The sequence below is a fragment of the Novosphingobium pentaromativorans US6-1 genome (assembly GCF_000767465.1).
Taxonomy (GTDB): Bacteria; Pseudomonadota; Alphaproteobacteria; order Sphingomonadales; family Sphingomonadaceae; genus Novosphingobium; species Novosphingobium pentaromativorans.
Genome location: NZ_CP009292.1, coordinates 493,019 through 507,079, shown reverse-complemented (window position 1 = coordinate 507,079; position 14,061 = coordinate 493,019). Strand labels below are relative to the sequence as shown.

The 14,061-nt window shown below is 60.7% G+C and carries 13 protein-coding genes; 10 read left to right on the top strand and 3 right to left on the bottom strand.

The window, feature by feature from the left end:
* The first annotated feature begins 54 nt into the window (after window positions 1-54).
* From JI59_RS20990 to JI59_RS20975, 4 genes are all read left to right on the top strand, one after another.
* Entirely contained in the window at window positions 55-2,472 is a 2,418-nt protein-coding gene (locus tag JI59_RS20990; RefSeq protein WP_039857925.1) for a TonB-dependent receptor, read from the top strand.
* A gap of 69 nt (window positions 2,473-2,541) precedes the next feature.
* Complete coding sequence (locus JI59_RS20985; protein ID WP_007014360.1) at window positions 2,542-3,543, top strand: dihydrodipicolinate synthase family protein; 1,002 nt, start codon at window positions 2,542-2,544, stop codon at window positions 3,541-3,543.
* Window positions 3,540-4,208 carry a 2-hydroxychromene-2-carboxylate isomerase gene (locus JI59_RS20980; protein ID WP_007014361.1) on the top strand — a complete coding sequence of 223 codons (669 nt, stop codon included), beginning with the start codon at window positions 3,540-3,542 and terminating at the stop codon, window positions 4,206-4,208. The genes JI59_RS20985 and JI59_RS20980 overlap by 4 nt, the downstream gene beginning before the upstream one ends.
* Window positions 4,205-5,017, top strand: a complete 813-nt coding sequence (locus JI59_RS20975; RefSeq protein WP_052118019.1) for a DODA-type extradiol aromatic ring-opening family dioxygenase — start codon at window positions 4,205-4,207, stop codon at window positions 5,015-5,017. Before JI59_RS20980 ends, JI59_RS20975 begins: the two co-directional genes overlap by 4 nt.
* Before the next feature lie 157 nt (window positions 5,018-5,174).
* Here JI59_RS20975 and JI59_RS20970 read toward each other — a convergent pair whose 3' ends face one another.
* Entirely contained in the window at window positions 5,175-5,984 is an 810-nt protein-coding gene (locus JI59_RS20970) for a GntR family transcriptional regulator (protein ID WP_007014363.1), read from the bottom strand.
* A gap of 359 nt (window positions 5,985-6,343) precedes the next feature.
* On the opposite strand from JI59_RS20970, the gene JI59_RS20965 reads away from it, so the two are divergent.
* The 6 genes from JI59_RS20965 to gtdA all read left to right on the top strand — a co-directional run bounded on the left by JI59_RS20965 (window position 6,344) and on the right by gtdA (window position 13,101).
* A complete protein-coding gene (locus JI59_RS20965) occupies window positions 6,344-7,306 on the top strand; it encodes a dihydrodipicolinate synthase family protein (RefSeq protein WP_039857929.1) in 963 nt (320 codons plus the stop codon).
* A gap of 127 nt (window positions 7,307-7,433) precedes the next feature.
* Entirely contained in the window at window positions 7,434-8,738 is a 1,305-nt protein-coding gene (locus tag JI59_RS20960; RefSeq protein WP_007014365.1) for an aromatic ring-hydroxylating dioxygenase subunit alpha, read from the top strand.
* Window positions 8,735-9,298: an aromatic-ring-hydroxylating dioxygenase subunit beta gene (locus JI59_RS20955; RefSeq protein WP_007014366.1), complete on the top strand. Its 564-nt coding sequence runs from the start codon at window positions 8,735-8,737 to the stop codon at window positions 9,296-9,298. The genes JI59_RS20960 and JI59_RS20955 overlap by 4 nt, the downstream gene beginning before the upstream one ends.
* 66 nt (window positions 9,299-9,364) lie before the next feature.
* Window positions 9,365-10,525: an oxidoreductase gene (locus JI59_RS20950; protein WP_007014367.1), complete on the top strand. Its 1,161-nt coding sequence runs from the start codon at window positions 9,365-9,367 to the stop codon at window positions 10,523-10,525.
* Window positions 10,526-10,585: 60 nt separating this feature from the next.
* Window positions 10,586-12,001: an aldehyde dehydrogenase family protein gene (locus JI59_RS20945; protein ID WP_039857933.1), complete on the top strand. Its 1,416-nt coding sequence runs from the start codon at window positions 10,586-10,588 to the stop codon at window positions 11,999-12,001.
* A gap of 38 nt (window positions 12,002-12,039) precedes the next feature.
* Window positions 12,040-13,101 carry a gentisate 1,2-dioxygenase gene (gene gtdA, locus JI59_RS20940; protein WP_007014369.1) on the top strand — a complete coding sequence of 354 codons (1,062 nt, stop codon included), beginning with the start codon at window positions 12,040-12,042 and terminating at the stop codon, window positions 13,099-13,101.
* Between the two features lie 128 nt (window positions 13,102-13,229).
* Here gtdA and JI59_RS20935 read toward each other — a convergent pair whose 3' ends face one another.
* Window positions 13,230-13,580, bottom strand: coding sequence for a RidA family protein (locus tag JI59_RS20935; protein WP_007014370.1), 351 nt, complete (start codon window positions 13,578-13,580; stop codon window positions 13,230-13,232).
* Window positions 13,577-14,059: a RidA family protein gene (locus JI59_RS20930; protein WP_007014371.1), complete on the bottom strand. Its 483-nt coding sequence runs from the start codon at window positions 14,057-14,059 to the stop codon at window positions 13,577-13,579. Before JI59_RS20930 ends, JI59_RS20935 begins: the two co-directional genes overlap by 4 nt.
* Window positions 14,060-14,061 lie beyond the last annotated feature (2 nt).

The following is a 14,061-nucleotide window of genomic DNA, read 5'->3' as shown; positions in this document are numbered from 1 at the left end:
ACTTGACATTAATGTATTCGATATATTCGAGAATGTTAATAAGGGGAGGTTGAAATGAATAAAAGAAGTTCGCTGTTCCTGGCTTCAGTGGCGGCGCTGGCGCTTTCATCGCAGGCCGCGTACGCGCAAGAAGCGCAGGACGATTCCGCAGAGCAGGCTGCCGCCTCGATACTTCAGCCTGAAATCATTGTGACCGCGCGTCGCAAGGCTGAAGACATCCAGAAGGTGCCTATCTCGGTAACGGCACTTGGCTCCGATCAGCTGCGCGCTGCCGGTATTACCAAGGTCAGCGAAATCGCAGCGGTCGTCCCTGGCCTGAACCTGTTCTTCGTTGGTAGCGAAACCAACGCAGTCTACAGCATTCGCGCGATGTCGCGTGGTTCTCTCGGGTTCCAGCAGCCTGCGGTCACCACTTACGTCAACGACGTTCCGACGACCATCTTCGGTGCTGCGCTTCCGACATACGATCTTGGCAACTTGCAGGTCCTCAAGGGACCGCAGGGTACGCTTTTCGGACGCAATTCGGAAGCTGGCGCGATCCTCACCAACACCCGTCAGCCGACTTACGACTACAATGGCTATGCCGACCTGCAGGTAGGCGACTACAGCTGGATGAAGGCCGAAGGCGCGCTGAATATTCCGGTGATCGAGGACAAGCTTGCGATCAGGGTTGCAGGCGTGGTCAACCGGCGCGACGGCTATCAGAAGAACCTGAGCTTCCCCGGACGCGACTTTGCCAACCTCGATTCCAATGCATTCCGTGTTTCGGTCCTTGCAGAGCCCTTTGAAGGGCTGAAGAACGTCTTCGTTTATGAAAACTTCAGTGCGGCGACCAATGGCATTGCGGCCCAACTGCTGACTTACGATCCCAATTCGATGGGACTTCCCAACAATTTCGCCGGCACGCCGTTCGCATTCGTCATTCCTCTGACCCAGCAGGCCTATGAGGATCAGTTGGCCAATGGGCCGCGTACGGGTACGGCACCGTTCCCGCTTTCGACGCGGGACAAGCGGGAAACGATCAGCAACACGACCAGCCTCGATATCGGCTCGGTAACGATCAAGAACATCTTCGGTTATCAGAAGAACTACGTTGAAGCCTACGTTAACCAGGCAGGCTACGCATTCCCGCTGATCCCGGGTTATCGGTTTGTCGATTACCGGCAGGTTACCGAAGAACTTCAGCTGAGCGGCAAGGCCTTCAACGATGCGCTGACGTATATCGTGGGCGGCTTCTATCTCGATTTCCGCCCGTCCGGGACGGCCTACGAACTCGTGGCGCCTCCGGGCACTTACGACTTCACGGTTCCTTCGCTTGCGTCGCCCGGACCGCCGCCGGTCTTCGCGCCCCTGGGGTCGGGCAATTACTACCGCGACAAGAGCAAGTCGGCCTACAGCCAGATCAACCTGGCATTCGGCGCCATCACGCCTGCGCTTGAAGGTCTGAGCATCGATGCAGGCCTGCGCTATTCCAAGGACGATCATTCGCTCTGCTCGATCGGTGGCCAACTGCCGCAGACCGCGGCGAGCGAGGACACCTGTCTGCAGGATCCTGCCCGGAAGGCTTCGTCATCGGAGGATTTCTGGAGCTACACCCTTGGCGTAAACTATCAAGTTACTCCCGAGATCCTGTTCTACGGGGTGACGCGGCGTGGCTATCGTTCGGGCGGCCTGAATGCGCCGATCCTGGGCGGCACGCTCGCTGCTGCCGGCGCCCAGTCCTTCAGCCCGGAGACGGTCACCGACTATGAAGTCGGCCTGAAGAGCCGCTTCGCGCTCGGCACCGTGCCGGTCACGTTCAACCTGGCCTTGTTCCAGGCGGACTACAAGGATCTGCAGTACGCCGTTAACACCAATGGCATCAACCAGGTTCTGGCCGCCACCGGCGGTGTCGATGGCGACTTCAATCCCGGCAACAATCCTACGGCACTGTATTTCGCCAACGTGGGCGATGGACGGGTCAAGGGACTTGAGGCGGCGCTTTCGGTACGGCCGGTGCCTTCGCTGCAGCTGTCCGGTGGCATGTCGGTCCTCGATTTCGCGGTCAACAAGAACACCTTCGTTCCGCCTGTGAACTTCCCGGCGTTCCTGACCCCTGGCATCAAGAGCTTCGAGGCGACGGTGTTCTACGGGGCGCCCAAGTTCTCCTACAATGCTTCGGTTGCCTACACGCTGCCGCTGCCGAGCGAAGTCGGAGACGTCGTGATGCGGGCCAAGGTCAATGGCTCGGGCAAGATCAACTACGATGCCATCACCGTTCCGGCTCGGGCCGTGCTCGATCTGCGTCTCGACTGGAACAGTGTCCTGGGTTCGGACGTCGATCTGTCCGCATTCGTGACGAACGTGACGGACAAGCTCTACGTCGCGGCGCCCAACCTCGGGTCGCCCGGTGCCTTCGCTTTCACGTCCGGTACGTACAACGAGCCGCGTATCTTCGGTTTCGAGGCGCGGTGGCACTTCGGTCCGCAATAAGCCTGCCCAAATTCGACCCCGAGGCCACTCGTGCCTCGGGGTACCTTCCTTACAGAGTGGTATAGTCTGATGACAAAATCTCCTGGACTGCTGACGATCGACGAAATTACCGGCGCTTGGGCGATGCTGCCTTCGCCGGCCACGCCCAATGGCTGGGACTGGCGCGAAACGGACACCGTCGATGTCGACGAGGTCGCACGCGCGACCGAGGCGATGATCTCATCAGGCATCGATGGCCTCATGGGCATGGGTACGCTTGGAGAATGCTGCACCATGACCCGCGAGGAGCGGCGAAAGTTCATGTCCACCGCTATCGATACGGCGGCGGGCAGGGTGCCGTTCATTGCCGGCGCCACCAGCCTCGGCACGCGCGATACCATTGAAATGGCGCGCGAGGCGAGCGACATGGGGGCGAACGGCGTCCTGTTGGGCCTGCCGATGTGGTGCCCTGCCGACACCTCCATGGCAGTCAGCTATTTTCGGGATGTCGCAGAGGCCTGTCCCGATACGACGATCTTCATCTATGCCAATTTCGCGGCGTTCCGCTACACGTGGCCCCCTGCATTCTGGGCGCAGATGGCCGATATTCCGCAGGTCAGGGGCGTGAAGTATGCCGCCGGGGCGAACAATCGGCTGGTCAACGATCTCAATGCGTCGCGAGGCAATATCCGTTTCCTGGTGATGGACATGGAATATTACATGAGCGCGCGGATCGATCCCGATGCGATGAAGGCCTTCTGGTCGAGCGGTGCAGCTTGTGGGCCCGAGGTCGCGACGCATCTGCGCGATCTGGTCGAAGGCGCGAAAGCGTCCGGCGACTGGAGCAAGGCCAAGGAATTTTCCGACCGGATCGCACCATCGATGGCGACCTTGTTCCCGCGTGGGCAACATACCGAGTTCGCCAAGTACAACGTTGGCCTCGAGAAGGAGCGCATTAACGCGGGAGGCTGGATGAACGTCGGGCCGGCTCGTCCTCCCCATCACCTGACGCCCGAGGAATACCTCGAAGGCGCGCGTACTTCAGGCCGAATCTGGGCACAGATCGCCGAAGAAATCACGGCGGCAGGTTGATCTTGTCCCAAGCTCACGCCCCACGCGAGATCGAGTTCTTTTTCGATCTGTCCAGTCCGTTCGCCTATATGGCGTTCCAGGAGATCGGCGTGCTGGCCGCAAGGCACGATAGGGGCGTGCGCTATCGGGCCATCGATCTTGCGACGGCCAAGAAGGCTGCAGGCAATACCGGGCCTTCGAACCGTGAAATTCCGCCGAAATTTGCCTACCTCAGACAGGATTTGACACGGTGGGCGCAGCGTTATGGGGTGCCTTTCGCATTCCCGGATCCCGCGAAGGCGCCTGCGCGTCCACGTGATGCTGTACTCGCGCACCATGGTGTAGCTTTCGCCGAGGAACACGGCATGGCCCGGTCATTCGTTGCCGCGTTCTGGCGAAGGAGTTGGGGGGAGGGGCGCTTCGTGGGCGATCCCGAGGTCCTGCGCGGCGCTGTCGAAGAAGTTGGATTGCCCGAGCAGGCTTTCTTTGACTACGTTGGCTCCGAAAGGGCCGCGGCGGAATTTGCGGCGTCAACTGAAGAGGCCTGTTCGCGCGGCGTGTTCGGAGTGCCGACAATGATGTGCGACGGGCAGATGTGGTGGGGCAACGACCGGCTCCAAATGCTCGAGGAGCATCTGTCGGGCCGCTCCGCAAACGATGCGACATGTCGAGCGGATGGGCAATGACGGCACGCTTGCCGACTTATTACATCTCGCATGGGGGTGGGCCATGGCCATGGATGGCAGAGCGTGGCGAGACCCGTTTCGGAGAGCTGGAAGCCTCCTTGCGTGAAATGCGCAAGGAAATCGGCACGCGCCCGAAGGCGGTCCTCGTCGTTTCGGGTCATTGGGAAACTCCAGAGTTCAGGGTTTCCTCGGCTGCAGAGCCGAAAATGGAATTCGATTATTACGGCTTTCCGGACTGGGCCTATCGTATTCGGTACGATGCCCCCGGCTCACCTGCCCTGGCAGTGCGGGTAGCGGAAATCCTGAACGAGGGGGGTATTGCCGCATCGCCCGATTCCGTGCGCGGGCTCGATCACGGCACCTTCAGCCTGATGAAGCCGATCTATCCTGAAGCGGAAATGCCGATCGTTCAGCTCTCGATCCATGCCGGATATGATCCCGAAGTACACCTGCGAGCAGGACGACTGCTGGGCAGGCTAAGGGATGAGGGTGTCCTTATCATCGGCAGCGGTTCGAGCTTTCACAACATGCGGGCCCTGATGGGCGGCGGTGGGCAAGCGGATTCGCTGGAATTCGACCGATGGTTGACCCATGCGCTCGTTGACGAGTGCGGCGAGGATCGGGCCGCGTTGCTGAAAAACTGGACCGAGGCGCCTGCCGCGAGAGCGGCGCATCCGAGGGAAGACCACCTGGTTCCCTTGTTCGTCGCGGTTGGCGCAGCGCAGGACGAGCTTGGCGCGCGTGTCTATCACGAAGAGGCGTTTCTCGGGAATGCCGCCATGTCGAGCTATCGCTTCGGCGCCCTGTAAGGTTCCCACTTCATTGGCGGCTTGAAGTGTGGGCCTGTTCTTGCCTTGGACGACGGGCGATTTGGCGCCAAGCGGGTGAGGCCTCATCGAGTGCGCGTATCGGTCTCTCCGCCATATCGGAAAGAACCCCCAATCTTGCTGGCCCCCGGCGCCTCCCTCAATCCTTGGCCAGTGAGGAATGCATGCTGCCAATTTGATCGAAAACCGGCTTGCTGGCGAACTCCACTTCCTCGGAATCCTGCTTGAACATGGCCGAGAGGTGATAGGTGAAGCTATCACCTCGGAACGATATGACAAGGCTCTGGATGATCTGGTCGGTGTCGCTGCGAACCAGGCGCTGGATCTGAAAGATCGGCGAATTGACCTCTACTTCCAGATGGGCGGCAATCTCCTCCTTGCACGGGACGGCCGACATGTACTGATCCACCTGGATCGGAATGATGCCGGTCTGCGCCAATTGCTCTATCATTGTGCTGTTTGCCAGTTCGGCTCGATCGAACTTCACGCCAATCGAGGCTGGAACGTAGGCTGTCGTGTGCAGAGTCGGCCTGCCGTTGGCCTTGCGCAGTCGGTCGACCCGCAGGACGGGTTCGCGGGTTTCGAGTTCGAGCAAGTTCTGCAACTCTTCGTCGGGCAATTGCCATTCGAACAGGAGAATTTGCGCCTGGGTCCCGCGTACCAGGTCCAGCATCATCATGAAGTCGTCGTCCAGACGCGTGCGGGCATGGGCCTGGAAGGGTTGCGCCACCCGAGCCGATTTGCCTTTTGAGCGTACGACGCGTCCGCTCCGTTCGAGTTCTTCGAGGGCGCGGCGAACGGTGATGCGACTCACACCATACTTGTTCTCCAGCTCCTTCTCGCTCGGGAGCGCCTCGCCTGGTTTGAGGCGGTGGCTCTCGATCATGTCTGCAATGGCGGCCTGAACCTGCTGGTACAGGGTTGTTTGCTTTCCACTTTTCTGTGCCAAACCCGGCTTCCTGTTATAATATGTTGTTGCAAACCTTCTGCCACATGGTATAGGAAAATCAAGTGTGGACCGCAACCCTTGGTTGTATCGCCGGAGCGGCTCACCACAAGGAGAGCGGGATGCGGATGGCTTGCGAAAAACTCGGCGTCGGCAGCACAAAAAGTGCATCGAAAGACGGGCGTTCTTGCCGTTAGAAATGACGTGTTGACAGTATTCTGGGTTCCGGCGCCAGCGGCTGGTGCCGCGTGCGGTTCTGAGTGCGGAACCTAGTATAACAGTTTTGGATGAAGCATCGAGGCAGTTTCTCCTGGAGGATTGGCTTCGAGGCTTTGGCTTGGATTTATTGGGAGATTGATTCGATGATAACCAAGGACGATATCAAGGGGCTGTTTTCGTTCATCCCGACGCCCGCGAAACCGGGGTCGGAGCGCTGGGACGCCACCGATACGGTCGATCTTGATGAACTGTCCCGGTTGACGGAAGAGCTTATTCAGTCGGGTGTCGATGGTTTCGCCACGATGGGCACGACTGCGGAATCCGCAACGATGACCGAGAAGGAGTGGGAACAGGCCTGCGCCTGCGTGGTTGAGACCGTTCGCGGCCGTGTGCCGGTCTTCGTTGGAACTACGACGCTCGGCACTTATGACACCGTCAAGCGGACCCGCTTCGTCAAGGATCTCGGCGCTACCGGCGCCATGATCGGTTTGCCCATGTGGCAGCCTGCCACGCTGGGCGGTGCGGTGCAGCTGTTTGCGGACATGAGCGAGGCGCTGCCCGATTATCCGCTCATGACCTACTGGAATGAAGGCATTTTCCGCTTTCCGTTCCCGCCGCCGTTCTGGCAGCAGATTGTCGAACGCGCGCCGACGGTCATTGCTGCCAAGCTGTTCGGCTTCTTCATGATCGACGAGCTGCTGCAGATGACCGGCAACAAGATCCGCTTCATTCCGCATTGCCAGATGGCTCACAAGCACAGGCTGCTCAATCCGGAAGAGAACATCGCTTTCTGGTCGACCGAAGCGGCGATGGGCCCGGAACCGGTCCTTGCCCTGCGCGATGCTCTCGATGCTGGCGACATGGATAAGGCTAAGGCAATTACGCGCGACATCGACTACATCATGGAAACCTTCATTCCGAAGGAAGGCCATGGCGAATTTGCCAAGTACAATATCCAGCTTGAAAAGATTCGCATGAACGAAGCCGGCTATTGCAATGCCGGGCCGATCCGCCCGCCTTATCACGTGGTTCCCGAGCACATCGCGGAAGGTGGACGCGAATGCGGTCGTCGCTGGAAGGCGCTGCGGCCGAAGTACGCCAAGTAAGGGGGAAGAGCGGGGCGGCGCAGGGCCGGCCCGCTCTCCCGATGCCTGCACGGCGATGCAACGGCGCGAGCGCGTACGCTTGGTCATTGCGTGAGGACTTGCCTGTTGACAGGCTGGAGAGGACAAAATGCTGGACGTCAACGAATTGATCGATGTCGAGGCGGGAACGCAAAGCCGCCGGATATTCTGGGATAAGGAAATCTACGAGCTGGAGCTGGAGCGCGTCTTCGGCCGGTGCTGGCTCTTCCTGGCTCATGAAAGCCAGATTCCCAATCCCAACGATTATGTCACGACCCGGATGGCGGAAGACGACGTGCTCGTCTGGCGCCAGGCTGACGGTTCGACGAAGGCCTTCCTCAATCAGTGCCTCCATCGCGGCACCAAGTTGTGCATGGCCGAAGCGGGCAGCGCCAATGCGCTCTCCTGCATCTATCATGGCTGGCAATATGACGCGGCCGGCAATCTGAAGACGGTCCCGCTCGAAAACATGCTCTACGGGGACAGCCTCGACAAGAGCAAGCTGGGCCTGCGCGAAGTGCCGCGCGTCGAAAGCTATCGCGGTTTCGTATTCGGCTGCATGGATCCCGACGCTCCTAGTCTCGAGGAATTCCTCGGCGACGACAAGTGGTACATGGACATCTGGTCGGATGTGCCGGGCGGCGTCGAACTGCTCGGTCCTCCGGGGCGTTCGATCATCCGGACCAACTGGAAACTGCCTACCGAAGGCTTCGTGGGCGACGTCTATCACCTGGGCATGACCCATGGTTCGATCCTGAAGGCGATTGCCCGTCCTGCCGCCGATTTCGGGCCGGGCGCCGGCTTGCAGTCGACCTCGCGCTACGGACACGGGCATGCCATCCAGTTCATGCATCAGAACTCTCTGCTGCATTCCGTCTCGCCTGAGCTGGCCGAGGTCCATCAGGTTCGCAAGCCCGAGGACCTGCCCGAGGACCGGACCGACGATCAGCGCAAGCTCTACACGTCGTTCTGGGATGGAAGCTTTTTTCCCAACTGCTCCTATCTGATCGGTCTCAACGTGTTCAAAGTCTGGCATCCGATCGGTCCGGACAAGATCGAGATCGTCACCTGGGCACTGGCTGACAAGCGCATGTCCGACGAAGAGAAGCGTCGCCTTACTGTTGCAGTGCATCGCACTTTCGGCACGGCCGGCACCCTCGAGGGTGACGATATGGACAACTTCGAATTCTGCGTGCGGCCGAACAAGGGCTACTTCACTCGCCAGGGCAAGCTCAATGCCCAGATGGGCAAGGGCAATGCACGCCTTGATCCGAAGTTTCCGGGCGTGGTCGACGAGATGGTCAGCGAGCTTTCCATCCGCGGATACTACCGCTTCTACGCCGACTGCCTTGCATCCGAGAATTGGGAGGAACTTCAGAAGCGCAGCGAGAAGTGGAAGGAGCAGCTCCTGTGACGACGATCAACGCAACGCCGGCGGAAAATGCTGATGCGGCTGCCCGGAAGGCCGTGTCCATGGAAGTCCATCACAGCATCGAGCAGTTCCTCTATGCGGAAGCAGCGATCCTCGACCGCGACGATCTGGGCTACTGGGTGAACTCGGTGCTCGATCCGGGCATCCGCTACCAGATGGTGGTGCAGGCCGATCGTCACGTGCGCGACAAGGCTCCGCTCAGCCAACGCGAACTGATGATCTACGACGACGACCTCACCGCTCTCAAGCTGAGGGTCAGGCAATTCGATACCGGATTGCAGCGCATGATGGATCCGCGCCAGCATATCCGGCGCTTCATTTCGAATGTGCGCGTGGTCGAGACGGAAACGCCCGGAGAGTTCGAGGTGACTTCCTACGGCAAGGCATACCGTTTCCGGCGTGAGTACGACAAGGACGAGGTCGTCTACCAGCGTACCGATCTGCTTCGGCAGGGAGGGGATGAGGGCTTCATCCTTCTCAAGCGGCGGATCGACCTGTTCGAACGGGTGATCCGTAGTAAGAACCTGTTGTTCTTCCTCTGATTTTTCTCCGCGCGCCAGGCCGCGCGCGGTCTTGATGCCGAATACCATGACCCGAAGGGATTTTTGATGGCGAACGTTTCGATAGACCCCTTGCTCCAACCGATTAAGATTGGGGATCTCGAGCTCAAGAATCGCATCCTGATGTCGCCGGTGGTCCGCCAGGTGCAGGACGATGGGGTGCCTAGCGAAAAGCTCATCCGCTACTTCCGGGAACGCGCTGAAGGTGGCGTCGCGGTGAGCTACGTGGGTTCGATGCTGATCGATCACCCCGGCAATGAGGATGCCTTCGGTCCTGGCCGTGGCAGCGCTCCCGACCTGCATGACGAGGCCGCGCGCGCGGGATGGAAGAAGGTCGTTGACGCGGTGCACGAAGCCGGCGGTCTCATTTTTCCGCAGCTCCTGCATATCGGCGCTCAGAAGGCCGTCACGCATCCGGACAATGTCGCTTACGTTCCCAGCCCGACCTGGGGGCCTACGGACAGGGCTACCGGCAACTCGCCGGAATCGGTCAAGAAGCTCAGCGAACGGCCCTTCCACGAACTCTCCGAGAGCGAGGTCATGGATGTGGTCGAGGCATTCGCCACGGCCGCCCGCCGGTCGAAGGAAATCGGTTTTGACGGCATCGCCCTTCATGGTGCGCACGGTTACCTGCTCGACGGGTTCCTGAGCGGAGACACCAATTTGCGCACCGATCGCTGGGGCGGCGATCATGTCGGCCGTACGGCCTTCGTGGTCGAGGTGCTCAAGGCCATTCGGCGCGAAGTGGGACCGGGCATGCCGATCTCGTTCCGTTTCTCGCAATGGCGACCTTGCGACTATGACGGTCATCTCGCCAAGACGCCGAAGGAACTGGAAGAGATCCTCGCGCCGATCGTCGATGCCGGCTGCGACATCATCGAGGCCAGCACGCGCTTCTTCACCGAGCAGGCGTTCGAGAACGAGGAAGGCAATTTCCCTTACTGGACTCGCAAGATCACCGGAAAGCCGACGGTGATGTGCGGCGGTACGGCTGTTCATCGCGAGAAATACGATCTGGCCACCACGCCTCCCAAGACCGTGAACAACATGGACGAGGTCATGCGCCGGTACGAGAACGGCGAGTTCGACCTGCTGGCCGTTGGCCGCGCGCTGGTCAACGATCCGAACTGGCTGGTGCGTGCCCGCAATGTCGAGGATTTCCTGCCCTTCGACGGACGCAAGCTCAACCCGGCCTACGTGGGCGACTGAAGCGAGCCGATCAGGCCTGCAAGCCAGGCCTGTCCCGACAGTGATAGCGGAGTGGATGAAATGACGGCTTATGCGATGGTGATCAATGGCGAAAGGGTTGCTGGTGCATCCAGTTTCCCGGTGCTGAATCCGGCTGACGAGACGGCCTTCGCGCAATGCCCCAAGGCCGACAAGGCGCAACTGGAGCAGGCGATCGCGGCGGCAAAGGCCGCATTTCCGGGCTGGGCTGCAACGCCGATCGAAGAGCGGGCACAAGCACTGGTGGCGATTGGCAAGGCCCTGGAATCGCGCGCGCAGGAATTCGCCGGTCTCATTACCCGCGAACAGGGCAAGCCGATCGATCAGGCGATGTTCGAGGTCATGGGTTCGGTTGCGGTGCTCATGACTTTCGCCGGGATGCGCCTCGACCCGCAGGTCATCAGCGATGCAAACGGCCGCAAGGTCATCGAGCATCGTACGCCGCTTGGCGTGGTGGCCGCGATCACGCCGTGGAACTATCCGCTCATCCTGCATTGCGCAAAAGTCGCTCCGGCCTTGATGGCCGGCAATTCGATCGTCGCCAAGCCCGCGCCGACTACTCCGCTGGCCACTCTCAAGTTCGTAGAACTGTGCGCCGATCATCTGCCCGCCGGCGTTCTCAACGTGATCTGCGACGAGAACGATCTCGGAGCTGAGCTGACTTCCCATCCGGATGTCGCGAAGGTGTCCTTTACCGGCTCGACGCCGACCGGCAAGAAGGTCGTGCAGGCGGCCGCCGGCACCCTCAAGCGAACGACGCTGGAACTGGGGGGCAACGATGCCGCGATCGTGCTCGACGATGTCGATCCGGTGGCGGTCGCCCGACATGTCTTCCAGGGCGCAATGGGCAATGCGGGCCAGATTTGCTTCGCCATCAAGCGCGCATACGTTCCTTCTTCGCTTTACGAGGATTTCTGCGCCGAGCTGGCGCGCCTGGCGAGTGAGGCGATCGTCGATGACGGTGCCAAGCAGGGAACGCAGGTCGGTCCGCTGCAAAACGCCATGCAGTTCGAGAAGGTGAAGGGCTACCTTGCCGATGCAAAGCAGAACGGCAAGGTGATTGCCGGCGGCGCGCCGCTCGATCGTCCCGGGTACTTCATTGCGCCCACCATCGTGCGCGATATCGCGGACGATGCGAAGGTCGTGCGTGAAGAACAGTTCGGGCCGATCCTGCCGGTGCTGAAGTATGACGATATCGACGATGTCATCGCCCGCGCCAACGATTCCGAATTCGGCCTGAGCGGCACGGTCTGGGGCAAGGATGTCGAAGCGGCAACGGCAATCGCGATGCGCGTCGATGCCGGTACGGTCTGGGTGAACCAGCATATGGCCATCGATTTTGCCATACCGTTCCGTGGTGCGAAGCAGTCCGGCATTGGCGGAGAGTACGGGCAGGAAGGTCTGCATGAATACACCCAGGCGCACATTGTCAATGCAGTGGAACTGAGCGACGCCTGAAGGGGCGACGGCAATATCGAACGACAAGGCGAATACCCATGAGTGGAACCGGCAGCGCGAACCTTCCGAACGACCCGGAGTTCCTCAAGCGCAAGGAAGCCTATTACGCGCGCATCGACTCCCAGGACATGGCGCCGCTGTGGGAAGTGATCGGCAAGATGGCACCTCCTGCCCCCTTGCGCGAAACGGCGGCACATGTCTGGCATTATAACGACGTGCGTCCATATCTGTTGGAAGCCGGCGATCTCCTGACGGCAGAACAGGCCGAGCGACGGGTGCTGGTCCTGGAAAATCCTGCGTTGCGGGGTAAGGGCCGGGCGACGGGTACGATGTACGCTGGCATTCAGCTTGTCTTGCCGGGCGAGACGGCGCCGGCCCACCGCCATGTCGCTTCAGCCTTGCGCTTCGTCCTCGAAAGCTCGGGCGGCTATACATCGGTCGCCGGCGAGCGTTCAACGATGGCGCGGGGGGACTTCGTCATCACTCCTTCGATGACATGGCACGACCACGGAAACCCGGGCGATGGTCCGCTCGTCTGGGTCGACATGCTGGATGTTCACATCGTGAACTTCTTCGATGCCAGCTTCTTCGAGCATTACAATTCGTCAGCTCAGATCGTCTCCAAGCCGGAAGGCGATGCGCTTGCCCGGTTCGGCAACGCGATGATGCCGCTCGATGCGCAAAGTCCATTCGGCAAGACGACGCCCGTCTTCAATTATCCCTTCGAGCGCACGCGGGAGGCGCTGCTGGCCGTCGCGCAGGCAGGGCTCGATCCCCATTTTGGCGCAACCCTTCGCTATGCCAATCCGATCGACGGCGGTTGGCCGATGCCAACCATTGCATCATGGATGACGTATCTTCCGGCCGGCACGAAGACCAAGCCTGTCAGGTCAACCGACGCCCTGATGGTGGCGGTGCCATACGGCAAGGGGACCGTCGTGGTCGACGACAAGCGGATCGCCTTCGAAGATCAGGACGTTTTCGTCACGCCGAACTGGACATGGCGCTCGTTCGAGGCCGAAGAGGACTGCTTCCTGTTCTGCACTTCCGACCGCGGGGTGCAGGAAAAGCTCGGTTTCTGGCGCGAAGAAAAGCGGTAAGCGGCAATCGTTCGACAGGGAAGGGGCGCGGCAGTGCCCTCGTCCCCGGGGCCGAAGCCAGACTTCAGGGCTTCGGCCCGGGCGCGCGGTCGTGATCTGTGCCGTTCCCGGTGCCAGCGAAAGTGCGGTTATCTGGCCGCGATGACGGCAATCTCGATCTTGTAGTCCGGTGACGCCAGTTTCGCTTCCACCGTCGCACGAGCCGGGGCGGCATCGGGCGCGACCCATTCATCCCAGACTTCATTCATTTCCGCGAAGGTTGCGATATCGGCGAGCCAGATAGACGCACTCAGAACGCGGGACTTGTCACTGCCGGCCTGGGTCAGCAGAGCGTCTATACCCTCGAGGATTTCCCTGGCCTGGGACGCAACGCCCTGACCGGCCGATTTCGTTGCGACCTGTCCCGACAGGTAGATGGTGTCTCCATGAGCGACGGCCTGCGACATACGCTTGGCCTGGCCGATGCGCTGGATGGTCATTGTAGTTTCTCCTTTGGCAAGATGTGCAGTACGGCATCGATCTGGACGATCATGCCATAGGGTAGTGTCGCCAGCCCGGCGACCGAGCGGCTATGATGTCCGGCTTCGCCCAGCACCGAGATGAAAAGCTCCGAACATCCGTCAATGACGGCGGCATGCTCGGTAAAGCCGGGAGCGGCGTGGACCATCCCGAAGACCCGTCCGACTGCCGCGATACGCGACAGATTGCCCAATGCGTGCCTGGCGGCCGAGAGCAGGCGCAGCCCGGCATCGCGGGCCGCCGTGCGACCGGCCTGCGTCGAAACGTCCTCGCCGAGACGGCCTGCTACGAAGCTTCCGTCGGGGTGTCGTGGCCCCTGGCCCGATAGATACAGTGTATCGCCCACCAGCCGGGCCGGGCGATATTGGCCCGCCGGTTGAGGCGGGGGAGGCAGGTCCAGACCGAGCGCCGCAAGTCGTTCTTCGGGTGTCACGTCCATCC